At 71.2% G+C, this 24,457-nt stretch carries 26 protein-coding genes; 2 read left to right on the top strand and 24 right to left on the bottom strand.

Annotated elements, in window-relative coordinates:
• Positions 1–27: 27 nt before the first annotated feature.
• Entirely contained in the window at positions 28–546 is a 519-nt protein-coding gene (locus IE325_RS44380; RefSeq protein WP_190075905.1) for a GNAT family N-acetyltransferase, read from the top strand.
• Here IE325_RS44380 and IE325_RS44375 read toward each other — a convergent pair.
• Positions 543–1,424, bottom strand: a complete 882-nt coding sequence (locus IE325_RS44375; protein ID WP_190075904.1) for a sigma-70 family RNA polymerase sigma factor — start codon at positions 1,422–1,424, stop codon at positions 543–545. The genes IE325_RS44380 and IE325_RS44375 overlap by 4 nt on opposite strands.
• 227 nt (positions 1,425–1,651) lie before the next feature.
• Positions 1,652–2,086 (bottom strand): alternative ribosome rescue aminoacyl-tRNA hydrolase ArfB, encoded by a 435-nt coding sequence (gene arfB / locus IE325_RS44370; protein WP_190075903.1) that lies wholly within the window; start codon positions 2,084–2,086, stop codon positions 1,652–1,654.
• Positions 2,087–2,246: 160 nt separating this feature from the next.
• On the opposite strand from arfB, the gene IE325_RS44365 reads away from it, so the two are divergent.
• Complete coding sequence (locus tag IE325_RS44365; RefSeq protein WP_190075902.1) at positions 2,247–2,822, top strand: TerD family protein; 576 nt, start codon at positions 2,247–2,249, stop codon at positions 2,820–2,822.
• Between the two features lie 52 nt (positions 2,823–2,874).
• Here the strand turns inward: IE325_RS44365 and IE325_RS44360 are convergent, their stop codons facing one another.
• The 22 genes from IE325_RS44360 to IE325_RS44260 all read right to left on the bottom strand — a co-directional run.
• The gene (locus tag IE325_RS44360; protein WP_190075901.1) at positions 2,875–4,131 is read right to left on the bottom strand and encodes an MFS transporter; all 1,257 of its coding nucleotides are present in this window, start codon (positions 4,129–4,131) and stop codon (positions 2,875–2,877) included.
• A gap of 9 nt (positions 4,132–4,140) precedes the next feature.
• Complete coding sequence (locus IE325_RS46800) at positions 4,141–4,266, bottom strand: hypothetical protein (RefSeq protein WP_268256405.1); 126 nt, start codon at positions 4,264–4,266, stop codon at positions 4,141–4,143.
• A 28-nt stretch (positions 4,267–4,294) separates the two neighbouring features.
• Positions 4,295–5,209 carry an alpha/beta hydrolase gene (locus IE325_RS44355; RefSeq protein ID WP_190075900.1) on the bottom strand — a complete coding sequence of 305 codons (915 nt, stop codon included), beginning with the start codon at positions 5,207–5,209 and terminating at the stop codon, positions 4,295–4,297.
• On the bottom strand, positions 5,197–5,412 hold the full coding sequence (locus IE325_RS44350; RefSeq protein WP_190075899.1) for an acyl-CoA carboxylase epsilon subunit: 216 nt from the start codon (positions 5,410–5,412) through the stop codon (positions 5,197–5,199). Before IE325_RS44350 ends, IE325_RS44355 begins: the two co-directional genes overlap by 13 nt.
• A 29-nt stretch (positions 5,413–5,441) precedes the next feature.
• The gene (locus IE325_RS44345; RefSeq protein WP_190075898.1) at positions 5,442–6,377 is read right to left on the bottom strand and encodes a hypothetical protein; all 936 of its coding nucleotides are present in this window, start codon (positions 6,375–6,377) and stop codon (positions 5,442–5,444) included.
• 41 nt (positions 6,378–6,418) lie between these two features.
• The gene (locus IE325_RS44340) at positions 6,419–7,051 is read right to left on the bottom strand and encodes a DsbA family oxidoreductase (protein WP_190075897.1); all 633 of its coding nucleotides are present in this window, start codon (positions 7,049–7,051) and stop codon (positions 6,419–6,421) included.
• Positions 7,052–7,171: 120 nt separating this feature from the next.
• A complete protein-coding gene (locus IE325_RS44335) occupies positions 7,172–7,801 on the bottom strand; it encodes an NIPSNAP family protein (RefSeq protein WP_190075896.1) in 630 nt (209 codons plus the stop codon).
• Positions 7,802–7,832: 31 nt separating this feature from the next.
• A complete protein-coding gene (locus tag IE325_RS44330) occupies positions 7,833–8,753 on the bottom strand; it encodes an NAD(P)H-binding protein (RefSeq protein ID WP_190075895.1) in 921 nt (306 codons plus the stop codon).
• Between the two features lie 47 nt (positions 8,754–8,800).
• A complete protein-coding gene (locus IE325_RS44325; protein ID WP_190075894.1) occupies positions 8,801–9,601 on the bottom strand; it encodes a class I SAM-dependent methyltransferase in 801 nt (266 codons plus the stop codon).
• A 134-nt stretch (positions 9,602–9,735) separates the two neighbouring features.
• The gene (locus IE325_RS44320; RefSeq protein WP_190075893.1) at positions 9,736–10,638 is read right to left on the bottom strand and encodes an SCO6745 family protein; all 903 of its coding nucleotides are present in this window, start codon (positions 10,636–10,638) and stop codon (positions 9,736–9,738) included.
• A 29-nt stretch (positions 10,639–10,667) separates the two neighbouring features.
• Entirely contained in the window at positions 10,668–12,209 is a 1,542-nt protein-coding gene (locus IE325_RS44315; protein WP_229912531.1) for an acyl-CoA carboxylase subunit beta, read from the bottom strand.
• A 20-nt stretch (positions 12,210–12,229) separates the two neighbouring features.
• A complete protein-coding gene (locus IE325_RS44310; RefSeq protein ID WP_190075891.1) occupies positions 12,230–13,030 on the bottom strand; it encodes a 4'-phosphopantetheinyl transferase family protein in 801 nt (266 codons plus the stop codon).
• On the bottom strand, positions 13,027–14,424 hold the full coding sequence (locus tag IE325_RS44305; RefSeq protein ID WP_190075890.1) for an MFS transporter: 1,398 nt from the start codon (positions 14,422–14,424) through the stop codon (positions 13,027–13,029). The genes IE325_RS44310 and IE325_RS44305 overlap by 4 nt, the downstream gene beginning before the upstream one ends.
• A gap of 64 nt (positions 14,425–14,488) precedes the next feature.
• Positions 14,489–16,717 carry an SDR family oxidoreductase gene (locus tag IE325_RS44300; RefSeq protein WP_190075889.1) on the bottom strand — a complete coding sequence of 743 codons (2,229 nt, stop codon included), beginning with the start codon at positions 16,715–16,717 and terminating at the stop codon, positions 14,489–14,491.
• Between the two features lie 2 nt (positions 16,718–16,719).
• Positions 16,720–17,664 (bottom strand): aromatase/cyclase, encoded by a 945-nt coding sequence (locus IE325_RS44295; protein WP_190075888.1) that lies wholly within the window; start codon positions 17,662–17,664, stop codon positions 16,720–16,722.
• A 33-nt stretch (positions 17,665–17,697) separates the two neighbouring features.
• On the bottom strand, positions 17,698–18,483 hold the full coding sequence (gene fabG, locus IE325_RS44290) for a 3-oxoacyl-ACP reductase FabG (protein ID WP_190075887.1): 786 nt from the start codon (positions 18,481–18,483) through the stop codon (positions 17,698–17,700).
• A gap of 36 nt (positions 18,484–18,519) precedes the next feature.
• Positions 18,520–18,795 (bottom strand): acyl carrier protein, encoded by a 276-nt coding sequence (locus IE325_RS44285; protein WP_190075886.1) that lies wholly within the window; start codon positions 18,793–18,795, stop codon positions 18,520–18,522.
• Between the two features lie 44 nt (positions 18,796–18,839).
• Entirely contained in the window at positions 18,840–20,063 is a 1,224-nt protein-coding gene (locus tag IE325_RS44280; RefSeq protein ID WP_190075885.1) for a ketosynthase chain-length factor, read from the bottom strand.
• A complete protein-coding gene (locus IE325_RS44275; protein WP_308437723.1) occupies positions 20,060–21,361 on the bottom strand; it encodes a beta-ketoacyl-[acyl-carrier-protein] synthase family protein in 1,302 nt (433 codons plus the stop codon). Before IE325_RS44275 ends, IE325_RS44280 begins: the two co-directional genes overlap by 4 nt.
• A complete protein-coding gene (locus IE325_RS44270) occupies positions 21,328–21,672 on the bottom strand; it encodes a TcmI family type II polyketide cyclase (RefSeq protein ID WP_190075883.1) in 345 nt (114 codons plus the stop codon). The genes IE325_RS44275 and IE325_RS44270 overlap by 34 nt, the downstream gene beginning before the upstream one ends.
• Positions 21,673–21,719: 47 nt before the next feature.
• Entirely contained in the window at positions 21,720–23,192 is a 1,473-nt protein-coding gene (locus IE325_RS44265) for an FAD-dependent monooxygenase (protein WP_190075882.1), read from the bottom strand.
• A gap of 258 nt (positions 23,193–23,450) precedes the next feature.
• Positions 23,451–24,457, bottom strand: a 1,007-nt coding sequence (locus IE325_RS44260; protein WP_190075881.1) for an ATP-binding protein, incomplete at its 5' end; no start/stop codon positions are given.

Below are 24,457 nucleotides of genomic sequence, written 5' to 3'. Positions count from 1 at the left end.
AGTGATCTTCCGGCTTACCGTTCCGGGGTGACTTCGACCACTTCTGATCTTCGTCTTGAAATCATCACACCTGCGAATTTCGATACCGCGACCGGGATACGGGTCCGGCCCGATCAGGAACGCGTGTCCTCCCCCGTGATGCAGTCCCTCGCCGAGGCGTATGTGCATCCTCCGGGGGTCGCCTGGCCCCGGCTCATCGTCGACGGCGACCGTGCCGTCGGGTTCCTGATGGCCTTCTTCGACATCGACTGGCACGGCGACGGGAGCGTGCGGCGCTCCGGGCTCTGGCGGCTGAACATCGACGCGCGGGAACAGGGGCGGGGGTACGGGCGGTTCGCCGTGGAGTCCGTGGGCGCGGAGATCCGCCGCCGGGGTGGGGATCTTCTGTACGTCACCTGGCATCCCGGGCCCGGCGGGCCGGAGGGGTTCTACGGCGGGCTCGGGTTCCGGGACACCGGGGAGACGGCGGAGGACGAGGTGGTGGGCGTGCTGGATCTCGGGCGGGTGGGGCGATCGGACACGCGGTCCGGGCCGGGCGGGCGCTAGATCAGGTCGATGTCGAGGCGGGCCAGGCGGTCGGGGGCCGTCACGATGTCGATCACGGTGATTCGATCCCGTACGAACGCAAACTTCAGGGCGCGTTCCAGTCGGCCGTCGGCCAGGGCCACGACCGCCGTCGTGCCGTCGATCAGGGCGTGGCGGACGGTCAGGGCGGGCCTCGCGGCGAGCGCCGCCGAACCGAACGTCGACGCGCCCCGTGCCACCGCCGCGGCGCCGGTCGTCACGCCGGCCTCGGTGCGGGCGACGACGTCCGGGTCCAGGACGTCCAGCAGGCCCTCGAAGTCGCCCTCCCGTGCTGCGGCCAGGAAGGCCTCGACGACCTGGCGCTGCCTGTGGGTGCAGGTCCGGTCGTGCTCGGGCGGCTCTGCGCCCTGCACTCGGCGTCGGGCGCGGCTGGCCAGCTGGCGGGCGGCGGCGGGGGTGCGGTCGAGGACGGTCGCTATCTCCTCGAACGGCACGGCGAACAGGTCGTGCAGGACGAAGGCGAGGCGTTCGGCGGGGGTGAGGGTGTCGAGTACGACGAGTAGGGCTACGCCTATGGAGTCGGCGAGGAGGGCGTCCTGTTCGGGGTCGGTGGGGGCGGTGGGGGTCGGAGGGGGTGACGTTGTGTCGAGGGGTTGTTCCGCGCGGGACTTTCGGGAGCGGAGCATGTCCAGGCAGACCCGGCCCGTGACGGTGGTGAGCCAGCCGGCGAGGTTGTCGACCGTGCTGGTGTCGGTGCGGCTGACTCGGAACCAGGTTTCCTGGACCGCGTCCTCTGCTTCGGTGGTCGAGCCGAGCATGCGGTGCGCCACGGCTCGGAGGTGGGATCGGTGGGCCTCGAAGCGGTGGGCCAGGTAGTCGGTGTCGTCGTCGGTGGGCATGGGGTGGCCGCCGCCTCTCGTCGTGGTCCGTCGTCAGTGGGATGACGGATTTCGAGGTGCGGGTGTGACGTCGTGCGCCTGCGGCGGCCCGCGCGGGTTCGGTGGGGGTTCACGTAGCGCCGACGGTTGTGGGGTGGGTCGGGGACTGCAACGCCCCAGGGGCGCGGGGAACTGCGCGACCAGCCCCCACGCACCCGCAGACGGCATACGCGGGTGCCGGTGCGTGCCTACCAGTCCTTGCCCGTTCGGCCCCGCTTGGTTTGTGCTCGCTGCTTCTTTTCCCTCAGGCGGCGTTCGTTGATGCCTCGGGGGATGCGGGTGGGCTTGCGGGGCTTGGGGGGTGGGGCCGTTGCCTCGGCCAGGAGGGCTGCCAGGCGTACGGCTGCTGTTTCGCGGTTGCGCCACTGGGAGCGGTGGTCCGAGGACCGGACCGTGAGGACGCCGTCGGTGAGTCGGGTGGAGAGGCGCTGGAGTGCTCGTGCCTTCCAGACCTCGGGCAGTGACTCCGTTTTCGCGAGGTCGAAGCTCAGCTCCACCTTGGAGTCACTGGTGTTGACGTGCTGGCCGCCCGGGCCGCTCGATCGGGAGAAACGCCACATGAGCTCGGCCTCGGGGAGGGAGACGGAGCCGCGGATGACGTAGGGACCAGACATGTCGTACATGGTCGCGCGACTGTCCGGTCCACGTCACGTGAATATCCCCTACGGGTGCTCTTTGGCAAAGAAAGTAAAGACACCTGGAACTTGAGGTACCCCTGTCTGCGTTCATAGGGGTAGCTGTAGCTTCTAGCCGTACCGCAACGAGGGAAGGGACTCCCAAACAATGGCTGTAAGCCTGTCCAAGGGTGGCAACGTCTCGCTCACCAAGGAGGCTCCGGGCCTGACCGCCGTCACCGTGGGCCTCGGCTGGGACGTCCGCACCACCACCGGCACGGACTTCGACCTCGACGCCTCGGCGATCGCGGTCAACCCCACGGGCAAGGTCTACTCGGACGGTCACTTCGTCTTCTTCAACAACAAGCAGACGCCGGACCAGACCATCGTCCACACCGGTGACAACCGCACCGGCGAGGGCGCGGGCGACGACGAGGCGATCAAAGTGAACCTCGCCGGCCTCCCGGCCGACGTCGACAAGATCGTCTTCCCGGTCTCGATCTACGACGCGGAGAACCGCTCGCAGAACTTCGGCCAGGTGCGGAACGCGTACATCCGCATTATCAACCAGGCCGGCGGCGCCGAGATCGCCCGCTACGACCTCTCGGAGGACGCGGCCACCGAGACCGCCATGGTCTTCGGCGAGCTGTACCGCAATGGCGCGGAGTGGAAGTTCCGCGCTGTCGGTCAGGGCTACGCCTCGGGTCTCGTGGGCATCGCCCAGGACTTCGGCGTCAACGTCTGATCTGGCCTTGCCCCACTGGAACCCCCGGCTTCGGCCGGGGGTTCCGGCGTGTCTAGGACGGCTTCCGGTCCAGGGGTGGGTGGGGTGTCGGGGCCGGTGCCTTTGCTGAGGTGCGGTGGATCGTGTGGGCGATCGCTGCCGCCAGTAATGTGACCGCGCCGCCTGCCAGGAGGCCGGCTCGGGCTCCCAGGGATTCGGTCAGCGCGCCCAGGAGGAGGGCCCCGAGCGGGGTCGTGCCCTGGAAGACGAGGGTGTAGAGGGCCAGTACCCGGCCCCGGTAGGCGGGGTCCGCGCCCAGTTGGATGCGGTGGTTGGTGGACTGGGCGAAGGTCACCGAGGCGAAGCCGGTGAGGAAGAGCAGGATGGCGGCCGTGGTGAAGGTCGGTGCCAGGCCCGACAGGAGTTCCAGTGCGCCGAATCCGGCGGCTGTCGCGATGACGCGGCGCAGTGGGGGTCTGCCCCGGCGGAGTGTCGTGACGAAGGCGGCGAGGAGGGAGCCGGCCGCCAGGGACGTGGTCAGCAGGCCGAAGGCGGTGGCGTCCGCGTGGAAGACCGTCTTGGCCAGCAGGGGGAGGGTGAGCTGGAAGTTGAAGCCCCACATGCCCACCACCGCGGCCAGGGCTATCGGCAGGAGCAGGTCCGGGCGGGTCATGACATGCCGGATGCCGTCGGTGACCGGGGCGCGGGGCGGGCGGTGGGCGCTGCGGTGCAGTTCGGCGGGGCGCATCAGGCACAGTGCGGTGATCGTCGCCAGGTAGGTCGCCGCGTTCAGCAGCATCACCGGGCCGGTGCCGCACCAGCCGATCAGCAGGCCGGCCACCGCCGGGCCCAGCACCCGGGCGGAGTTGAAGTAGGCGGCGCTCAACGCGGACGCGTTGGGCAGCAGATCGGCGCCGACGAGTTCGCTGACGAACGACATCCGCGCCGGCACCTCTACGGCGTTGACCAGGCCGAGCCCCAGCGCGAACAGGGCGACGTGCCACAGCCGCGCCGCTCCGGCCAGTACCAGTGCGCCCAGCAGCAGGGCCAGCAGGGCGGAGGCGAGGTTCGCGGCCAGCAGCAGCCGGCGCTTGTCGTAGCGGTCGGCGAGGCCCCCGGCGTGCAGGGTGAACAGCAACAGTGGCGCGAACTGCAAGGCGGTGATCATGCCCAGGGCCGAGGCCGAGTCCCCGGTCAGGGACAGGACGAGCCAGTCCTGGGCCACGACCATCATCCAGGTACCGCCGACCGAGACGATCTGGCCCGCCGCGAACAGCCGGAAGTTACGGATCGTCAGGGACTGGAACGCGGCGGCGAGGGTGGCCCTCATCAGGCCGGCTCAGTCCGTTCCGCGGAAGATGTGGGGGTCGGGCCGCTCCCCGTCCTCACCGGCGAGGAACGCCGGCCTCGGGGGGTGGGTGCGCTGCTCGCCGCGCTGGTCCTGGTGATCCGGGTTCTCGTCCACTCTCGTCTCCCCGTTTGTCGTCCGGCTCTCAGCGCAGCGCGGCATCGCGCTCCTCCGTCGCCGCCGGGAACATCACGTCCCGCGCCAGCAGGCACTCCTCCAGGAAGGCCAGCGCCCGCAGGTGATACGTACGGGCCGCCCAGCCGAGGCTGATGTTGTGCCCGGCGTCCGGCTGATGGTCGATCACCACTCGGGGCGCGGCCAGCGGGCTCCGTAGCGCGGCCAGCGCCTCGTCGTCGCACCGCCACCACCGCTCCTGCTCGGCGAAGGTGAACCGGACCGGCACCCGTACCCGGGCGGCGAACCCGGCATACCGTTCGGGCCATCGCGGCCCCTCCTCGGCCTCCCTGGCCGGCACCGGGGCGACCAGCGCCCGGCCGAGCAGGAAGGCGTCCGGCGGATAGAGCCGCAGGGCACCCCAGTGCCGGCGCCAGTCACCGCCGCCCTCGGCGCCGGGCAACTGGTGCGGGGCGACCGCGAACCGGCTGCCCAGGCCGGAGATGTCCAGGCCGATGAGGGTGTCGCCGCCCTCCCGCGCCGCGGTGGCGAGGGCGATCTTGCCGCCGTAGGAGTGGGCCACCACGAAGAAGCCCGCACCGGTGTCGTGGCGGGTCGCGAAGTCGGCCAGGGCTGCGTGCAGGCCGGCCGCCTGTTCCTCGACCGTCTGGCCCTCGGGGAGACGGGCGGCGGACAGTCCGTAGCCGGGGCGGTCCAGGGCCAGCACGGTGCAGCCGAGTTCGGCGCCCAGCGTCAGCAGGGACAGCCCGGGGCGGGACCGGCTGTCGAAGTAGCCGGCCCGCATGCCGCCGCCGTGCACGGCGACCACCACGGCCCGCGACGGCCCGGAGGGCGGGACGGCGACCAGGCCCGAGACCTCGACGCCGTCGGCGTCGAGGGTGATGTCCCGGACCTCGGGCGCCCGCCGCTCGGTCACGCCGCCCATCCGCTGGTGCGTACGGTGGCGCTCCGCCAGCTGCGTGGGGTGCGGTGGCCGGACATGCGCTCCGGGCGCCGCCAGCGGGCGATGTGAGGGCGCCCGTCCGTGTCGGTGTCGTGCGCCGGCGCCTCGGACAGGGCCAGCAGGACCGCGGTGAGCGCGGCCAGTTCGTCGGCGTCGGGGGTGCCGTAGTCGATGCGCAGGTTCATGGGCGTGGCCTCCGTCGTGATGCGCGGGATCACTTGACTTCGAAGATCTTCCAATGGCCGCGCTTGATGAGGCTGCTGCCGTCCTTGGCGTCGCTGAAGAAATCGACCACGACATAGCGGCCCGGCTGGAGCGTCAGTTCGAGCAGCGAGCTCTGTCCGGAGTCCATGGGCAGTCCGCCGGTGCCCTGCTCCAGGTCCAGGGGCCCGGGGTAGTCCGGGAACTGGCCGGTGTCGCCGAAGTCGGCGACGTAGTCCCGGACGTCCTGCTCGGTGACGTCGGCGGCGAGGCGGAAGAAGATGGCCTCGATGTACTGGCCGTCGGGCATGGCGTTGCGGAACAGGATCGGGCGGCCCGCGCGCACGGTGCCGTCGAGGTTCCAGCGCGGCTGACCGTCCGTCATCCGGCCGGTGAGCGTGGCGGCGGGGGCCGGTGCGGTGCCGGTGCCGGTGGTGCCGCCGACCGTGAGGACGCTGTGACGGGGGTTCTCGGCCCGGATGTTCCGGTAGTCGAAGAACCAGTACGTGCCCGGGGTGAGGGTCCTGGTGAAGGAGGCCGGGAGGTTCGGGTGGATCACCGTGCCGCCGAGCAGCTCCGCCTTCTGCCGCATCTCGGCACTGCCCTCGACGATGTCGGGCCCCACGGCGTTGATCATCTTCAGGATGGAGGCGCGGAAACTCTCGAAGGTCACGCCGGGCTTGGGACGGACCAGCGATATCCAGCCCGACGCCGGGTCGGTGGTGGACACCCGGAACGTGGTCGGGCCGGGGTGCGCGGTGGTCGGCGCCGTCAGTCCGTCGGTCGAGGACTTGAGCTCCAGGGTCTGCGGAGCCGCCTCTTCCACCGCGGCGGGGCGGGCGGTGGCCAGGGGCTCTGCGACGGCGGCGCCGCTCAGCCCCGTCGTGAGGCTGAGGGCCAGCAGCACGCCCGCGGTGGCGAGGGTGCGGCGGGTACGTCCTGATCTCATGGGTTCTCCAGGGTGGGGAGGAAAGGGGGGAGGCGCTGATTTCAGTTGCCGGCCGCGGCTGCCTCGAAGGCCCGCTGCAGGGCCTCCTCGGGCTGGGCGCCGGCCAGGAGGATCGTGTCGGTGAAGCGGAACTGCGGTACGGAGCTGATGCCGAGAGCCCGCACCCGGGTGAGTTCGGCCCGCAGTTCCTCGGCTCCGTCCGGGGTCGGCCGTACGCCGGTCTCGGCGGCGAGGCGGTCCAGTACGGCGCGGTCGCCGATGTTCAGCCCTTCGGTCAGGTAGGCCCGGAACAGGCGCTCGGCCATCGGTTCGCCCAGGCCCTGGTGGGCCGCGGTGGCGAGGAGGCGGTGGGCCTCGAAGGTGTTCACATGCACGGCCCGCTCGAAGTTCAGCTCCAGGCCGTCCTGGGCGCCGACGGCGGCCATGCCCGCGGTGGCCCGGGCGGCCTGCTCGGCGCTGCCGAAGAAGGCGAGGTGCACCTCGGACAGCGGGCGGCCCTCCGGCGGTGCCTCGGGCGACACCTGGAAGGGCAGGAACACCACGTCGAGTCCACCGCCCGCCGCCCGGTGCCGGGCGGCGACCCGCTGGAAGCGGTTGAAGCCGAGGTAGGAGTGGACACAGGTGAGGTCGAGCGCGATCTCGACCCGCAGGGGCTTGCTGCCGACGGCGGTCATGGTGTCTGCGGTCCTTCGGGTTCTCAGGTGTACGGGGCGGGTGGTGCGGGTCCGGTGGCACGGGTCCGGTGGTCGGGTCGGGTCGTACCGGTCCGGTGGTGCGGGTCCGGTGGTGCGGGACTACGCGGCTCGGATGTCGGCGACCACCGCGCAGAGCACGTACTCGGCGGGCGCGGCCTCCAGCCGGGCGATCTCCTCCTGCCCCTCGGAGATCCGCGGATCGGCCATCCACGCGCGGTAGGAGTCCTCGTCCTCCCAGGTCGCGTAGTTGACGAAGGTCAGCTGGTCCGGGCTGATGTGCGGGGTGGCCGTGATGAAGCCGCGGTGGTGGCGCTTCCAGTCACCGCTGCGGTTCAGCAGGTCCATGAGGGCCGGGTAGGACTCGGGGTCGCGCAGATGGCGGGTGGCCACGGCCACGCGGCCCGGCAGCACGCCGGTCCGTGGGCCGTGCAGTCCGGGGGCGGGGGTGCCGGCGAAGGTCTTCGCCGTCTGTACCCCGGGCCGGTCCGCGAGTTCCTTGAGGCGGTCGGCGGCGGCGTGGTGGTCGGCGGCGTCCCGCCAGAGGCCGCGGTGGATCACCGTACGGCGGTCGTCGCCGACGTGGACGCGGGAGGAGAGGAATCCCGGGCTGTGGCGCAGTCGTGTGGCGGCCTCGGTGATGAGGGCCTCGGCCAACTCGCGGGCCGCGTCGGGCGATTGGGTCGTCAGGGTGTCGAAGGTGGTGAAGCCGGGCTCGGGCGCTCGGGTCATCGAAAGCTCCGTGGTCCTCCGTGAACGGGGGTCAGTGGAAGAGGTGGGTGTGCTCGACGACCCAGTCGCGGAAGGTGCGGGCCGGCCTGCCGGTGACCTCTTCCACGACGTTCGAGCCGACCTCCGGCGTCCTGGTCAGCGTCTCGAAGTAGTCGAGCGCACCGTCGGCGTACGAGGGCGGCCAGCCGGCGTCGACCATGGCCTTGCGGGCGGCGTCGTGCTCGATGTCCTCCCAGGTCAGCTCGCGCCCGGTGACCTCGGCGATGACCTGCAACTGCGCCGCCTGGGACAGTGCCTGGGGGCCGGAGACGAGGTACGCCTTGCGGGCGTGGCCCTCGGCGGTGAGCGCCTTCGCCCCGACCGCGGCGAGGTCCCCCTCGTGGACGGAGGTGCGGGTGGCGGCGCCGTACGGGAAGCGCACGATGTCGCCGGTGCGGACCTGGTCGGCGAAGGTCATGGCGGAGTTGCAGTGGAAGCCGGTGGTGCGCAGGAAGGTCCACTCCAGCGTCGTGCCCTCCAGCAGCTTCTCGATGTAGGCGTGGCAGTTGTTGTCGACGGGCTCCAGGCCGATGTGCACGCCGACGGACGAGACGAAGGCGACCCGGCGGGCCGTGGCCTCGATCTTCCGCAGCACCGTGGGCGCGGAGTCGACGGGGAGGGAGAAGAACGGCCACATCAGGAAGACGCCGTCGACCCCGTCCAGGGCGGCGTCGAGGGTGTCCGGGTCGCCGAGATCGCCGCGGTGGATCTCGACCCCCTCGGGCAGCCGGCCGATATTGGGGTCGTCCGGGAGGACCAGCGCGCGGACCCGGGCACCGGCCTGGAGGAGATGGGCCGCCGCGTGCGGGCCTACGTTTCCGGTCGCGGCGGTGATCAGGACGACGGGCTGCTCGGGCTGTACGGACGGTTCGGGCTGTACGGGCTGTTCGGGCTGTACGGGCTGTTCGGGCATGGGTGCTCCCCCGTGCGGTAAGGGACGGTAAGGGTGGTGGCCGGCATTCACTCGGCCGGGCGGCGTGCCCATGCCGAGACCATCAGCGTCGTCATGTCCCGGCCCTCCGGGCGGCCGAGCAGGCCCATGAACTCGGCGAGTTCGTCCTCGGTGACCACACCGGCGTCGACCAGCGCATGGCCCTCCTGCCTCAGCCGCAGGCCGATCAGCTCGTCGTCGGCGGGGGTCTGGCCGGGACCGGCGGGGGTGAGCCGCAGTCCGACCGACTCCAGCCCGGCCCGGGCCAGCGAGGCCGGCAGGTGCCGTGCCCATCCCAGGTCCGCGCCCTGTTCGCGCATGCGCCGCACATATCCGGCGACGAGGGTGCGTCCCACGGCGGTCGCGGCGTGCTCGGCGGGCAGGTAGTAGAAGTCCTCCACGACGAGCCAGCCGCCCGGCGCCAGCCAGCGTGCCGCGCGGGTCAGCAGTTCGTCGGGGTCCTTGAGGTGTTCGAGCACGGCCCGGGCGAGCACCAGGTCGTAGCCACCCTCCTCGAACTCCGTGGCGGTGATGTCTGCCTGCCGGACGGTCAGTTGAGGTGCCTGGTCGGCGTCCAGCCTGCTGTCGTCGATGTCCACCGCGAGCACGCCGCCCTCGGGCACCTGCCCCGCCAGCCAGTACGACATCGAACCGGCGCCGGCGCCCAGCTCCAGACAGCGCCAGGTCGGCCGTACGTCGAGCGACTCGATGACGGCGCGGGTCACCGGGTCGTATTTGCTCTCGAACAACCGCAGTTGGTCAAGCTGGGAGAATGTTCCCCGGGTCAGCGATCCCGTGCTGTACGAGTGCTCCGGAGCACCGTCGGCCATGTCCACTGCCTTTCCGATTCGGATGCCATTTCAGCCTCTTCCGCGCCGCGATCGGGTTCAAGAAGTCCCGTATCAAATGCGTCTGCGGCTCTGTCACGTCTGTGTCAAATCCGCAGACGGAGTCGTGTGCGGGGTCATGTGTGAGGGGTCGTGTGCGGCCCACGGTTCGGTGGGAGGAAGAAGGCCTCGACATCCGGTGGGAACAGTCCGGACGCGACCACGTTCCGGACGAATTCCTCGGCGAGGTCGGTGAGTTCGGCGACCCCCGCCTCGCCCAGGTGCCGGTACGGATCGAGGTCCCGGCGGTCGGTCTCCTCCTCCAGGTCCTGCCGGAGCCGGACACCGCGCGGGGTCAGCGTCCCGTCCGCGGCCATGAGCCCGCGCTCGCGCAGCCGTTCCTCGGCGGCGTCCCAGTCCTCCTTGGTCCAGCCGCGCGGGCCCATGACGGCCTCGCGGGACATGCCCTCCCCGCTCGCGCAGTGCGAGACCAGCGCCTCGATCCCGTCCAGGCCCGCCGCGCTCAACGCGCCGACATGACTGTCACCGCGATGCTCACGCAGCAAGGTCGCCACGTGCCAGAGCGCCAGATGCGGTGCCTCGGGCACGGGCTGGTCGGCGTGGGCCGCGTACAGCGGGCGTCCCGGTCGGCCGCACCCCTCGACGGCACGCAGGGCGAGCCGGGCCGCGTCCCGCATCGGGCGGGCGGTGAGCGCCTCTGCGCCCAGTGCCCGGCGCAGGGTGGCGTCGGCCGCGCGCAGCCGGGCGGCCAGTGCCTGGTCGGGGGCCACCCGGTCCCAGAGCGCGGGCAGATGGCCGGCGATCATGTCGTACCGGAAGTTGTGGAACACGGCGGTGACCACCCCGGGCCCCACCCGGCCCAGTGCCGCGGCCCGGCCCGCCAGATAGCAGGCCATCGGGTCGTCGACACCGCGGCCGGCCAGTTCGCCGCCGAGGTCGGGGCTGAAGTACACGGTGGAGTGGAGGGTGTTCAGCGCCTTCTGGCACTGCCGGGCCGCCGGCCCGAGCGAGGGGGTCACGGTGTCGGGTCTCCCTTTCCTGGCGCTGCCTACTGCGGGGGGTTGCCGTGCTTGCGGGACGGCAGGTCGGCGTGCTTGGCGCGCAGCATGGCGAGCGAGCGGATCAGCACCGACCGGGTCTCGCGCGGGTCGATGACGTCGTCGATCAGGCCGCGCTCGGCCGCGTAGTACGGGTGCATCAGCTCGGCCTTGTACTCCGCGATCCGCTCCTGCCGTACGGCCTCGGGGTCGTCGGCGGCGTTGATCTCGCGCCGGAAGACCACGTTCGCGGCGCCCTCCGCGCCCATCACCGCGATCTCGTTGGTGGGCCAGGCCAGCGTCAGGTCGGCGCCGATGGAGCGGGAGTCCATGACGATGTAGGCGCCGCCGTACGCCTTGCGCAGCACCAGCGAGATCCTCGGCACGGTGGCGTTGCAGTAGGCGTACAGCAGCTTGGCGCCGCGCCGGATGATGCCGTTGTGCTCCTGGTCCACGCCCGGCAGGAAGCCCGGTACGTCGACGAGGGTGACCAGAGGAATGTTGAAGGCGTCGCAGAACTGGACGAACCGCGCCCCCTTCTCGGAGGCCTCGATGTCCAGCACGCCCGCCATGGAAGCGGGCTGGTTGGCGACGACGCCCACGACATGGCCGTCGAGGCGGGTCAGGGCGCACACGAGGTTGGTGGCCCAGGCCGGGTGCACCTCGAAGAACTCGCCGTCGTCGACGATCTCCTCGATGACCTTGCGGATGTCGTACGCCTGCCCCGATCCGGCGGGCACGAGGTCGAGCAGCACGTCGCCGGGCCGGTCGGCCGGATCAGCGCACGGCACGACGGGTGACAGCTCCCGGTTGTTGGCGGGCAGCAGCGACAGCAGATACCGCACGTCCTCCAGGCAGTGCTCCTCGTCGTCGTAGGCGAAGTGCGCGACGCCCGAGACGGCGGCGTGCACGTCGGCGCCGCCGAGGCCGTTCTGGGTGATCTCCTCGCCGGTGACGGTCCTGACGACGTCGGGGCCGGTGATGAACATCTGCGAGGTCTCACGGACCATGAACACGAAGTCGGTGAGCGCGGGGCTGTAGGCGGCGCCGCCCGCGCAGGGGCCGAGCATCACCGAGATCTGCGGGATGACGCCCGAGGACCTGGTGTTGCGCTGGAAGATGCCGCCGTACCCGGCCAGCGCGGTGACGCCCTCCTGGATCCGGGCCCCGGCACCGTCGTTGAGACTGACCACGGGGGCACCGGCCGCCTCGGCCAGATCCAGAACCTTGTGGATCTTCTGCGCGTGCGCCTCGCCGAGCGCGCCTCCGAAGATCCGGAAGTCATGCGCGTAGACGAAGACGGTACGGCCGTGGACCGTGCCCCAGCCGGTGACGACACCGTCGCTGTACGGCTTCCTGTGCTCAAGCCCGAAGCCACTCGCCCGGTGCCGCCGCAGAGGCTCGACCTCGGTGAACGACCCCTTGTCCAGGAGCAGTTCGATACGTTCGTGGGCGGTCAGCTTGCCCTTGGCGTGCTGGCGTTCGGTGGCGGCCGGGTCGGGTCCGCCCCGCGCCGACTCCTTGATCGCGGTCAGTTCTTCGGTGCGATGCATGAGGCTGTCTTCGGTGAGCATCAGGTGGTGACCTCTCCGTGGGTGCTGATGGTGGTGGCGATGGCCAGGGCGTCCGGGGTGTCCGGGGTGCACAGCCACCGCCCGTCGAGCCGGTGGACGTCGACGAACCGGGGACGCCGCCCGCGTACGACGGCCGCCGCGGAGTGCGTCGGGGGGCAGGCCACGTCGAGCACCGTCCATCCGGGCGGATGCACGGCGCTGTCGGCGCCGAGATAGTCACGGGCCGGGGAGCGGTGGAGCCCCGTGCCGATCGCTTTGAGGTACGCCTCCTTGCGGGTCCACAGCCGGCCGAAGTGCCCTGTCCTGTCCGCACCCCGCACCCGCCGCCCGAGTTCGGCCCGCTCCCCCGCATGCAGCGCAGCCGAGGCGACCTCGACGGTCTCCTCGCGCGGCAGCCGCTGAACGTCCACACCGACGGCGACGGCCGCCACGCCGATGAGGACGAGGCCGCCGCTGTGCGAGAGCGAGAAGTGCAGGGGCGGTCCGGCCATCGCGACGGCGGGCCGCCCGTGTGGCGCACCGCAGCCGGGACAGGGCTCCCGGAGGAACCGCAGGTCGCGTGGCGCGACGCCCAGCTGACGGCCGAGCAGCCGGCGCAGCGCGATGTGGGCGGTGGTGTAGAGCAGCGCGTGCGCCGGGTGCCGGAAGGAGCCCGCCCTGCGTCGTTCGGCGTCATCGAGCTCGGAGCGGTCGAGCAGCGCGGCCTCGCGGCCCTGCGGGGTGCGCACCAAGTAGAGGTCGAGCCGGTCGGGGCCGAGGGTGAACTGGGTCTGCGGAGGGCGGGGTTCGGCAGTGCTCACCGTCCCACCCCCCGTCGCCCCGGCAGCAACCCGCTCACAGCCACCGCGAAGCCCAGCGCACCGACAGCCGTGATCAGCGTCAGCGCGGCGCCATAACCCGCCCCGTACAGCGCTGAGGTCAGGGCGAGCATGAGGGCGGCGCCCAGTTGGACGGCGGTCTGGTAGAGGCCGCTCGCCTCCGCCTGGCGGGGTGCGGGGACCGAGCTGGTGGCCTGGAGATGGAAGGCCGCGAAGGCGAGGACGAACGCGGTGCCCACGAGCAGCATCGTGGGCAGTACGTCGATGACGTAGTCCACCTGCGTGGGAGCGTCGCGCGGGTAGAGCAGATAGCCGGCCGGGGCCGCCGCGGCGCCGGCCGCGATCAGCCTTGCCGGGCCGAAGCGGGCGGCGAGGCGGCCGGAGTGCAGGGCGGTCAGGGCGAGCGGGACGCTGGCCGGCAGGAAGGCGAGCCCGGTCTGCAACGGGCTCCAACCCGCCCGCTGCTGAAGGTGCAGCGTGCTCAGCAGGAGCAGGCCCAGATACGAGCCGTTCAGCGCGGCGGCGCCCAGCGCGGAGCGGACCAGGGCGGCGTGACGGAGCAGGTCCAGGCTCAACAGGGGCTTGGCTGCTGTTAGTTCGGCTCGGACATGGACCGCCGCGCACAATGCCGCCAGGACGAACGCGCCGAGCGTCCTCGGATGCGTCCAGCCGGTGGCGGGCACCGAGACGATCGCGTACACCAGCAGCAGCGTGGCGCCGATGAGGCCGAGCGCGCTCGGGACGCCGTACCGTCCCTCGGTGTCCCAGGCGGGCTCGTCGCGTGGAATGCGGCGTATTCCGACAACGAACAGCAGCAGCACGACCGGCGCGGGGAACGCGAACGCCCAGCGCCAGCTCGTCTCGGTGAGCAGCCCCGACAGCAGCAGACCGGCGGAGAAGCCGGCCGCCCCGAAGAAGGAGTACACCGACACCGCCCTGGCGCGCACGGGCCCCTCGGGAAACACCGCGAGGATGATGGCGAGCCCGGTGGGCGCGGTCAGTGCGGCGCAGAAGCCCTTCACCAGGCGGGTGCCGATGAGCAGGGGCCCGCTCGCCGCGGCGGCGCCCGCGAGGGACGCGACGGCGAAGAGCAGCAGGGCGGCGAGATAGACCCGGCGGCGGCCGAGGAGGGTGACCAGGCGGGAGCCGAACAGCAGCAACCCGCCGAAGCCGACGGCGAATCCACTGACCACCCACTGTGCCTGCGGCACGGACAGGGCGAGGTCGTCGCTCACGGCGGGCAGCGCCACCAGGGCGACGGACACCTCCAGGGCGTCGATGAGCATGTTGCCCGCGAGCACGAAGAGCAGCGCCCATAGCGCGGGGCTGAAGCGCTCGCCGGCCGTGAGGGTCGGGGAAGGCGTCGAAGAGGTCATGGTCCCGTTCCGCCGTAGGGGTCGGTGACAGCGGGGCGGGGGGCGGCGCACGCCCCCCGCCGGCTCAGCCGAGCAGGGTGCCCCCGGTGGCGTCGACGAAGGAGCCGGTGATCCAGCGGGCCTCGTCGGTGGCGAGGAAGGCCACCACGTCGGCGACGTCCTCCGGTTCGCCGACCCGGTTGAACGCGGACAGCTGCGCCATCTGCTCCACCGCCTCCGGTATGCCGAACACCGGGTTGCCGTTGCGCGTGATGCCGGGCGCCACGCTGTTGACGGTGATGTTGCGCGGGCCGAGGAGCTTCGCGAAGTGCAGGGCGAGCTGGTCCACGGCGCCCTTGGTCATGGCGTACGCGATCTCGTCCGGGTTCGCGAAGCGGGTGAGGCCGGAGGTGATGTTGATGATGCGGCCACCGTCGCGCATGTTCTTCAGGGCCCGCTGGATCAGGAAGAACGGCGCCTTGGCGTTGACGGCGAAGAGCCGGTCGAACTGTTCCGGCGTGGTGTCCTCGGGCTTGACGCCGCCCATGACACCGGCGTTGTTGACCAGGATGTCGAGGTCCGTGGTCCCGGTGCGCTCCCGGAGCCCGTTCTCCAGGCCCAGGAACAGCTCGTGGACATCACCGGCGACGCCCAGTTCGGCGCGTACGGCGAAGGCCCGGCCGCCGTCCTTCTCGATCAGCTCGACGACCTCCTCGGCCGCCTCCTCGCTGGTGCTGTAGTGGACGGCGACGAGCGCGCCCTCCTGTGCGAGGCGCAGGGCGGTGGCCCGTCCCATGCCGCGGCTCGCTCCGGTGACGAGCGCGGTCCTGCCCGTGAGCCTGCTGCTCATGTCTGTACTCCGATTCCTCGTCGTCGTCCTGTCGGACTGCCGCTTCGGCGTGCCGAACCAGCGGGTCAGGGCTGTCGTGATGGCGGTGTCCTCGGCGTCCGTCCACACCACGTGTCCGTCCGGGCGGACCAGGACCGCGCCCAGGTCCGGCGGTACGTCCCCGGGCGGGGCGGCGGCCGTGTCCACGAGGTCTCCCCAGGGCGCGGCGACCGTGCGCAGCTCCTCCGCGCCCGGCGTGAGCAGCAGCAGGCCGCGCCCCGCGCGGAACAGGTCCCGCTGTGCCAGGCGGCGGCCCTGCAGGGGATGCCGGCCGCCTCCGACGTCGTAGCGGATGTCCAGGCCGGAGATCATTCCGGCCAGGTGGGTGCGTACGTTCTCGCTTCCGGCGGCCAGTTCGGCGTAGATCCGCCGGACCGCCTCGACCTCGGCGGAGCCGAGCAGCAGCAGGGCCTGGGCCCGGATGTTGTTCAGCGTCCGGCGGCCGACGGCGTGCCGTTCGTCGTGGTAGCTGTCGAGCAGGCCCTCGGGGGCCCGCCCGCGGACCTCGGCGGCCAGTTTCCAGCCGAGGTTGACGGCGTCCTGGAGGCCCAGGTTGAGGGCCTGTCCGCCGATGGGCATCTTCTGGTGGGCCGCGTCCCCGGCAAGGAGCAGCCGGTGGTCGCGGTAGCGGGCGGCCTGCCGGGAGGCGTCGCCGAAGGAGTTCACCCACAGCGGGGTGCCATGGCCGATGTCCTCCCCGGTGACGCGCTTCCAGCTGTCGGTGATGTCCTGGAACCCGGGCTGCCCGCCGCGCGGCCGGGCCCCGAACTCGTGCACCATCACCCGGGTCACTCCGTCGGGACGCCGGGCGGCGATGGCGAGTCCGCCCGCCAGCCGCTGGAAGCGGCGGTCGGGGATGTCGATCCCGGCCACGTCGGCCCGCAGCAGCTCACGCTCGGCGTCGGACCCGGGGAAGTCGAAGCCGCCCAGGCGGCGTACGGCACTGTGCTCACCGTCGCAGCCGACGACGTACCCGGCCCGCAGGGACGTCGTCGTCCCGTCCGGGAGGCGTACGGCGGCCTCGACGTGGTCGGCGGTCATGGTCAGCCCGGTCAGCTCGTGACCGCGCCGGATGTCCGCGCCCAGGCCGCGCGCCCACTGTCCGAGCAGTTCCTCGATCCGGGTCTGCGGGACCTTCCACTGGCCCGGGTGGCGGCCGGGCAGGGTGAGGTCGAGGGGGATGCCGCCGAAGTGGCCTCTGCGGTCGTTCGGTATGTCGCCGAGCGGCGCCAGCAGGCCGCGGCTCTCGAGGATCTCCATGGTCCGGGCGTGCAGAGTGGACGCCCTGGACTCGGTGGTCGGCGCGGTGAGCTTCTCGAGGACCACCACGTCCGCGCCGGCCCCGCGCAGTTCCCCGGCGAGCATCAGCCCGACGGGGCCCGCGCCGACCACGATCACATCGGTCGCGATACGGTCCCCGGCCATGGTCAGGCCCTGGCTTCCGCGTAGTCCCGGGCGTGCCCGAGGGTGGCCCGGCTGTTGGTGCTCAGGGCGGCCTGGACGTACTCGCGGGCGTCGGCGACGGTGGCGTCGGCGCCGAGTACGCGGGTGATGTTCTCGGTGTTGATGGTGACGGTGTGCTGCGAGGACGCCGCCACCCCGGCGTCGTTCTCGGCGAACGTCCAGTAACCGGTGTGCAGGGTCATCAGCGCCGGCAGGGTGACCTGCTTGTAGGCGATCTTCCGGTGCGGGAAGGTCACCCGGTAGGACTTGGTGGTGTGCGTGGAGCCGTCCTTGGCCCGGGTGTCCATCTCCAGCGTCTGCAGGCCGGGGGTGTCCTCGTCGAGCCGGACGCTGGCCACGTGCGGGAGGCGCTCGGCCCACAGATGGGCGTCGTTGACGAAGTCGTAGACATCCTTGGCGGAGCCGGCGATCTGCACCGTGTCCTCGAAGGAGAACGTCAACTCCTCGCTGGCGACGGCGCGTTCGACGTTCTCCTTGAGTGCGGCGAGCTCGCTGCGGGAGTTGCGGTCGACGGCCTCGTCGATCCACGCCAGCCCGGCCGGGTCGTCGTCCACGGCCCGGTAGTCGTGCAGCAGCCGTATCCGGGAGACGGTGTCGGAGACCGGCTCGATCACCCAGGTGCCGCCCATCTCGGCGACCGGCGGCGCGGAGACCTCCTGGCGGAAGCCGATCCGCAGCTCCTCGGGGTCGAGGGTGCGGCGTGAGGTCCAGTTCTTCGCCTCGCCGTTGGCGGTGGCCCAGATCCGGATACGTTCGGTGCGGTCGCCCTTCTCGACATGGTCGACGTGGATGGTCGGCGGGAAGATCCGCGGCCAGTTCTCCACCTCGGCGATCAGCCGGTAGACGGCGGTGGCCGGCGCCGAGACCGTGATCTCGTGCTCCACCTCGCGCGGGCCGGGCTTCGGCATGCTCATACTCCTCGGGTTCGGGGTCGGGCGGTTTCAGAAGTTGCCGAGGCCACCGCAGACGTTGAGGGCCTGGGAGGTGATCGAGGCGGCGCTGTCGGACGTCAGATAGCCGACGAGTCCGGCCACCTCTTCGGGGGTGGAGTAGCGGCCGAGCGGGATCTTCGCCTGGAACTTCTCCAGGATCGCGTCCTCGCTGGTGTCGTACGCGGCCGCGTAGCCCTGCCGGACGCGCTGCGCCATCGGGGTCTCCACATAGCCGGGGCAGACGGCGTTGACGGTGATGCCGGTGGGGGCCAGCTCATTGCCGAGGGCCTTGGTGAAGCCGACGACGCCGTGCTTGGACGCGGAGTACGGCGCCCCGAGGACGACGCCCTGCTTGCCCGCGGTGGAGGCGATGTTGATGATCCGGCCGCGGTCCTTGTGCCGCATCCCGCCGGTCTCCAGCACCTCTCGGGTCATCCGGAAGACGCTGTTGAGGTTGGTGTCGATGACGTCTTCCCACAGCTCGTCGGCGATGTCGGCGGTGACCCCGCCCCCGCTGCGCCCCGCGTTGTTGACCAGCACGTCCACGGTGCCGAAGCGCTCCACGGCGGCCCGCACGAACGCCCGGCAGTCCTCGACCGACCGCACGTCCAGGGTGGTTCCGTCGGCCTCCAGGCCGTCGTCCTGCAGTTGCTTGACGGTGGCGGCGAGGTTCTCGGCGTTGCGGGCGCCGATGAACACCCGGTGGCCGCCGGAGGCCAGGAGGCGGGCGACGGCGAGCCCGATTCCGCTGGTCGCTCCGGTGACGAGGGCGACCGGCTTGTCCTGCTGCGACATGTCTCTCTCCAGTGCTGAGCGGTGACGGCGCGGGGGTCAGGCGGCGCTGACGGTGTTGTCCTTGAGCAGCTCGTTGACGGCGGCCACGAGGGCGCGCGGGGTGCGGTGGTCGGTGAAGATGTCGTCGTCGAGGGAGATGCCGTACTCGCGCTCGATCCGGCCGCCGGTCTCCAGCAGCGCCAGCGACTCGTAGCCCAGCTCCTCGAAGTCGGCGTCGAGGATGTCGCCGTCGAGGTCGACGCCCTCGTCGGCGCCCGCGCCCTCGCGCAGGATGCGCTTGAGGGCGTCGAAGGTGAATTTCCGCTCGGACATGGGGGTCCTTTCGTCGGTGGGTCGGTTGTGTCGGTGAGCCGGGGTCAGTCCACGGCCCGGACCACCACGGCGGAGTTGTAGCCGCCGTGGCCACGGGCGAGGACCAGCGCGGTGCGCACCGAGGCGCTGCGCGGCTGGGCGGTCACCAGGTCGATGCCGTACTCGGGGGACGGCTCGACGTTCACGGTGGGCGGGATCAGGCCCTCGCGGATGGCCAGTACGGCGGAGACCACGTCCACCGGGGCGGCACCGGAGTAGAGCCGGCCGGTCATCGTCTTGGGCGCGGTGACCGGGACGCCGTGCCGCCCGAAGACGGCGTTGATCGCGTCGGCCTCCTCGCGGTCCAGTCGCGGGGTGCCGGCGGCGTCCGCGAACACCACGTCGACCTCCCCGGTCTCGACGCCGGCGTCCGCGAGCGCCACCTCGATGGCGCGGCGCAGACCGGGCTCACGGCCGCTGCCGGGCTTCGGGTCGAAGGTCGAGCCGTAGCCGGCGATCTCGCCGTAGACCGTCCGCGCGCCGCGCTCACGGGCCGTCAGTTCGTCCTCCAGGACGAGCAGGGCACCGCCCTCACCGGGCACATAGCCGTCGGCGTCCGCGTCGAACGGCAGGAAGGCCCGGTCGGGATCGTCGCTGGTGGACATGCGGCCGCCGGCGATCTGCGCGACCCAGCCCCAGGTGCAGATCGACGCGTCGAAGCCGCCGGAGAAGATCACCTTGCTGCCCTTGCGGATCTGCCGCCGGGCCTGGGCGATCGCGTCGAGACCGCCGGCGTGGTCGCTGACGACGACACCGCTGGGGCCGCGCATGCCGTTGCGGATGGAGATCTGGCCGCTGTTGACGGCGTAGAACCAGGCGAAGGACTGGTACGCGCTGACGTACTGGCTGCCCTGGCTCCACAGTTTCTTCAGCTCGTTCTGGCCGAACTCGAAGCCGCCGGAGGTCGAGGCGGTGACGACGCCCATGTCGAACTCGGGGATGTCGCCGGGCTTGATGCCCGCGTCCGCGAACGCCCAGTCCGCGGCGACCAGCGCGAGCCGGGTCATCCGGTCGGTCTGCGGGATCAGCCTGCTGGGCAGCAGTTCCTCGGCGGCGAAGTGCCGTATCTCACCGGCCAGTCGGGACGGGTACGACGTCGGGTCGAAGTGGGTGACGCGGCCGATGGCGTTCTTGCCGACGCGGGTCGCGGCCCAGAAGTCGTCGATGCCGAGCCCGCTGGGGGTGGCCACGCCGATGCCGGTGATCACGGTCCTGGTGCTGGTGCTCATGACACGCTCCTGTCGGGACGGGCCAGCACCATCGCGCTCTGGAACCCGCCGAATCCGCTGCCGACCGTGAGCACCGTGTCGGTCCGGTGCTCCCGCGCGGTGAGCGGCACGTAGTCGAGGTCGCATTCGGGGTCGGGGGTGTGCAGATTGGCGGTGGGCGGCACCACGTGGTTCTCCATCGCCAGCACGGAGGCGGCGATCTCGATGGAGCCGATGGCACCCAGCGAGTGGCCCACCATCGACTTGATGGAGCTCACCGGCCTGCGATAGGCGTGGTCGCCGAGGCTCAGCTTGAACGCGGCCGTCTCGTGCCGGTCGTTCTGCTTGGTGCCCGAGCCGTGCGCGTTGATGTAGTCGACGGCCTCGGGGTTCATCCGCGCCTCGCCCAGCGCCACCGTGATGGCCTCGGCCATCTCCCGGCCGTCGGGACGCAGCCCCGTCATGTGGAAGGCGTTGCAGCGGGAGGCGTACCCGGCTATCTCGGCGTAGATGTGCGCCCCGCGCCTGCGGGCGCTGTCCAGCTCCTCCAGGACGAACGCGGCGGAACCCTCGCCGAGCACAAAGCCGTTGCGGGTGCCGTCGAAGGGCCGCGAGGCGTGCTCGGGGTCGTCATTGCGCGGGGTGGTCGCCTTGATCGCGTCGAAGCAGGCCATGGTGATCGGCGAGATCGGCGCGTCCGTCGCGCCGGTGATCATGATGTCGGCGGTGCCCTCGCGGATCAGGTCCACGGCGTGGCCGACCGAGTCGATGCCGGAGGTGCAGCCGGTGGAGACCACGGCGGCCGGGCCCTCGGCGCCCACGGCCCAGGCCACTTCGGCCGAGAACGAGCTCGGGACGAAGTAGTTGTACAGGTGCTGCGGGGCATAGGTGTGGTCGACGAGGTCCAGCCGGCCGTCGTCGCTGACCACCCGGTACTCGTCGTCGAGCCCGGTGGTCGCGCCGACCGCGCTGCCGATGGTGACCCCGGTGCGGTGCGGGTCGAACCCGCCGAGGTCGAGACCGCTGTCCGCGAGCGCCTCACGGGCGGTGACCACGGCGAACTGGGCCGCGCGGTCCATACGGCGGATCTCCTGCGGGCTCAGCCCTTGCAGATACGGGTCGAAGTCGACCTCCGCCGCGACCCTGGAACGGAATGCGGAAGGGTCGAAGAAGGTGATCCCCCTGGTTGCTGTGCGGCCCTCGCTCAGCAGACTCCAGAAGTTCTTGGCACCGATACCGCCCGGCGCCAGCACTCCGACTCCTGTGATCACTACCCGGCGTGCCACTAGCGGTGGCCTCCCGTCGTGTCGGCCGTCCAGTCGTAGAAGCGGGTGGCCATGGCATCGGCCGGGGACCGCCAGGTCGCGGGGTCGTACGCCTCGATGAACGGCTTGAGGTCGTCGCTGATCTGCACGAACCTCGGGTCGGTCTTGGCGTCCTCGATCAGTTCTCCGCCGTTGTCGGCGTCGAAGTCCTGGAGGTGGAAGTACAGGCCCTTGTAGGCGAACAGCTGACGGCGCCGGGTGCCCATGCGATGCGGCATCTCGGTCCTGTCGAACTCCGCGAAGAGCCTGCCGACCTCGGCACTCGACTCGATGTCCATCCGGGCCACGATCAGGGTGCTGTGCATGTCTTCTCTCTTCCGTGGATCGACGGTGGGGCCGGGCCTGCCGGTGCTCATGTGCGGGGCGCGCCGAACCAGCGCTCCAGGGCCATGCCCAGGTCGTGGTGGCTGCCGGGCGCGGCCCAGGCGACATGGCCGTCGGGGCGGACCAGCACGGCCGAGGTGCCCCGCAGTCCGCCGGCCTCCGTGACCGCGCCGGGCTCGGCGGTGACGGTGTCCACCCGGTCGGCCCAGGCCGCGGCCCTGGCCCGCAGCCGCGGGTTGTCCTCCAGGTCGAGCAGCAACCCCCGGGCAGAGTGCAGCAGTTCGGTGCTGCTGGTCGCGCGCACCGAGGCGGCCAGCTCCAGCTGCGGCATACGCCTGCCGAGCAGCGGGTGGCTGCCGCCGCCGACGTCGTAGGTGATCTCCAGGCCGCTCACCATGGCGGCCAGATGCTGGGCGACGTTCCGGTAGCCGATGAGTTCGGTCAGCACATCGCGCAGCGGCTGCACCTCGGGACCGCTGAGGAACAGCAGCCCCTGGGCCTGGGTGTTCATCAGCAGTCGCTTGCCGACGGCGTGCCGCTCGCTGTGATACGTGTCCAGCAGCCCCGCGGGCGCCCAGCCCCGCACCTCGGCGGCGAGCTTCCAGCCCAGGTTGACGGCGTCCTGGATGCTGGTGTTCATGCCCTGGCCGCCGGCCGGGAGATGGATGTGCGCGGAGTCGCCGGCCAGGATGACCCGCCCGCGCCGGTACTCGGTGACCTGGCGGGTCGCGTCCCCGAAGGAGCTGACCCAGACCGGCTCGGCGTGCGAGATGTCGTCGCCGGTGAGCCGCTTCCAGGCGTCCGCGACCTCCTCGAAGGACGGCGGGACCTCCCGGCGCTGGGGCGGGGTGCCGCGCTCGCAGACGATGATGCGGGTGACGTCGCCGGGCAGCGGGCCCGCCATCACCATGCCGCCGGGCAGGGTCTCACCGATCATGCGGGGCTGGATGTCGACGCCCTTGAGGTCGGCGAGGAACATCTCCATCGTCGCCGCGGTGCCGGGGAAGTCGAAACCGGCGGCCTTGCGTACGGCGCTGCGCCCGCCGTCACAGCCCACCAGGTAGGCGGCCCGCAGCCGGTGCACACCCTCGGGGCCCCGCACCTCGACCTCGACGGCGTCGCCCTCGTCCTTCAGGGACAGGAACTCATGACCGCGCCGGATGTCGGCGCCCAGGCTGCTCGCCCACTCCTCCAGGTGCTGCTCGGTGACCGACTGGGGCACGGTCTTGGCCGCCTGCCAAGCCCCTTCCAGCACACCGAAGTCGACGGGCAGACCGCCGAAGTGGCCCTGGTTGCTGGTCTCGATCTCCCCGAACCGGGGAAGCATCCCCCGCTGGTCGAAGACCTCCATGGTGCGCGCGGTGAATCCCAGCCCTCGCGACTCCCCGGTGCGCTCGGTCAGCCGCTCCAGGACGATGACATCGACTCCCCCGAGCCGCAGTTCGCCGGCCAGCATCATCCCGGCGGGACCCGCGCCGACAACAATCACTGCAGCATCCATTTACCTCTCCTCGGATATCTCAGGTGCCGCTCAGCACGGATCGGCGAAGCAGTACTAATCCTCTTCGTTCACCAAGGGGGATTCAATGCGCATCCATTCAGGTCTCGGTGAGATCTCAGCGCGCAACTACATCCCTGAAAAAAGCAGGTGAGGCGAGCGTCAGAGCCAGGAAAACCCGCAGCTCAGCACCACAAAGAAAAATCCCCCGGCAGACTGCCGGGGGATCCCTGAAATGTGCGCACGGAATTACATGGTGACTCAGCCCATAATTTCGCAGATTCCGGCGCCGGAGGTGAGGGAAGCACCGATTTCGGCGGAGAGCCCCTTGATGGTGCCGGATTTGTGGGCGTTGAGGGGCTGTTCCATCTTCATGGCTTCGAGTACGACGATGAGGTCGCCTTCCTCGACCTCCTGGCCTTCCTCGACGGCGACCTTGACGATGGTGCCCTGCATGGGGGAGGCGAGGGTGTCGCCGGAGGCGGCGGGGCCGGACTTCTTGGCGGCCCGGCGCTTGGGCTTGGCCCCTGCGGCGAGGCCGGTGCGGGCCAGGGTCATGCCGAGGGAGGACGGGAGGGAGACCTCAAGGCGCTTGCCGCCGACCTCCACGACGACGCTCTCCCGGCCGGTCTCCTCGTCGGCGTCGTTGTCGGCGGGAGCGGCGAAGGGCTTGATGGTGTTGGCGAACTCGGTCTCGATCCACCGGGTGTGGACGGTGAACGGTTCGCCGGTGAACGCCGGGTCGGTGACGACGGCGCGGTGGAAGGGGATGGCGGTGGCCATGCCCTCGACCTGGAACTCGGCCAGGGCGCGGGCGGCGCGCTGGAGGGCCTGTTCGCGGGTCGCGCCGGTGACGATGAGCTTGGCGAGCAGGGAGTCCCAGGCCGGGCCGATCACGCTGCCGGACTCGACACCGGCGTCCAGGCGGACACCGGGCCCGGACGGCGGGGCGAAGGTCGTGACGGTGCCGGGGGCGGGGAGGAAGCCTCGGCCGGGGTCCTCGCCGTTGATGCGGAACTCGAAGGAATGCCCGCGCAGGACCGGGTCGCCGTAGCCGAGTTCCTCACCGTCGGCGATGCGGAACATCTCCCGCACCAGGTCGATGCCGGCGATCTCCTCGGTGACCGGGTGCTCCACCTGCAGACGGGTGTTGACCTCCAGGAAGGAGATCGTGCCGTCCAGGCCGACCAGGAACTCCACCGTGCCGGCGCCGACGTACCCGGCCTCCTTCAGGATCGCCTTCGAGGACGAGTACAGCTCGGCGACCT

The sequence above is a fragment of the Streptomyces lanatus genome (assembly GCF_014655715.1).
Classification (GTDB): Bacteria; Actinomycetota; Actinomycetes; order Streptomycetales; family Streptomycetaceae; genus Streptomyces; species Streptomyces lanatus.
This window is presented reverse-complemented; position numbering and strand designations above follow the sequence as displayed.

Bases quoted from the DNA above. Each gene is read 5' to 3' on its own strand.
- IE325_RS44375 (WP_190075904.1), bottom strand. From the start codon at position 1,424: ATGCCCACCGACGACGACACCGACTACCTGGCCCACCGCTTCGAGGCC.
- arfB (WP_190075903.1), bottom strand. From the start codon at position 2,086: ATGTACGACATGTCTGGTCCCTACGTCATCCGCGGCTCCGTCTCCCTC.
- IE325_RS44365 (WP_190075902.1), top strand. From the start codon at position 2,247: ATGGCTGTAAGCCTGTCCAAGGGTGGCAACGTCTCGCTCACCAAGGAG.
- IE325_RS44360 (WP_190075901.1), bottom strand. From the start codon at position 4,131: ATGAGGGCCACCCTCGCCGCCGCGTTCCAGTCCCTGACGATCCGTAAC.
- IE325_RS44355 (WP_190075900.1), bottom strand. From the start codon at position 5,209: ATGGGCGGCGTGACCGAGCGGCGGGCGCCCGAGGTCCGGGACATCACC.
- IE325_RS44350 (WP_190075899.1), bottom strand. From the start codon at position 5,412: ATGAACCTGCGCATCGACTACGGCACCCCCGACGCCGACGAACTGGCC.
- IE325_RS44345 (WP_190075898.1), bottom strand. From the start codon at position 6,377: ATGAGATCAGGACGTACCCGCCGCACCCTCGCCACCGCGGGCGTGCTG.
- IE325_RS44340 (WP_190075897.1), bottom strand. From the start codon at position 7,051: ATGACCGCCGTCGGCAGCAAGCCCCTGCGGGTCGAGATCGCGCTCGAC.
- IE325_RS44335 (WP_190075896.1), bottom strand. From the start codon at position 7,801: ATGACCCGAGCGCCCGAGCCCGGCTTCACCACCTTCGACACCCTGACG.
- IE325_RS44330 (WP_190075895.1), bottom strand. From the start codon at position 8,753: ATGCCCGAACAGCCCGTACAGCCCGAACAGCCCGTACAGCCCGAACCG.
- IE325_RS44325 (WP_190075894.1), bottom strand. From the start codon at position 9,601: ATGGCCGACGGTGCTCCGGAGCACTCGTACAGCACGGGATCGCTGACC.
- IE325_RS44315 (WP_229912531.1), bottom strand. From the start codon at position 12,209: ATGCATCGCACCGAAGAACTGACCGCGATCAAGGAGTCGGCGCGGGGC.
- IE325_RS44305 (WP_190075890.1), bottom strand. From the start codon at position 14,424: ATGACCTCTTCGACGCCTTCCCCGACCCTCACGGCCGGCGAGCGCTTC.
- IE325_RS44300 (WP_190075889.1), bottom strand. From the start codon at position 16,717: ATGGCCGGGGACCGTATCGCGACCGATGTGATCGTGGTCGGCGCGGGC.
- IE325_RS44295 (WP_190075888.1), bottom strand. From the start codon at position 17,664: ATGCCGAAGCCCGGCCCGCGCGAGGTGGAGCACGAGATCACGGTCTCG.
- fabG (WP_190075887.1), bottom strand. From the start codon at position 18,483: ATGTCGCAGCAGGACAAGCCGGTCGCCCTCGTCACCGGAGCGACCAGC.
- IE325_RS44285 (WP_190075886.1), bottom strand. From the start codon at position 18,795: ATGTCCGAGCGGAAATTCACCTTCGACGCCCTCAAGCGCATCCTGCGC.
- IE325_RS44280 (WP_190075885.1), bottom strand. From the start codon at position 20,063: ATGAGCACCAGCACCAGGACCGTGATCACCGGCATCGGCGTGGCCACC.
- IE325_RS44270 (WP_190075883.1), bottom strand. From the start codon at position 21,672: ATGCACAGCACCCTGATCGTGGCCCGGATGGACATCGAGTCGAGTGCC.
- IE325_RS44265 (WP_190075882.1), bottom strand. From the start codon at position 23,192: ATGGATGCTGCAGTGATTGTTGTCGGCGCGGGTCCCGCCGGGATGATG.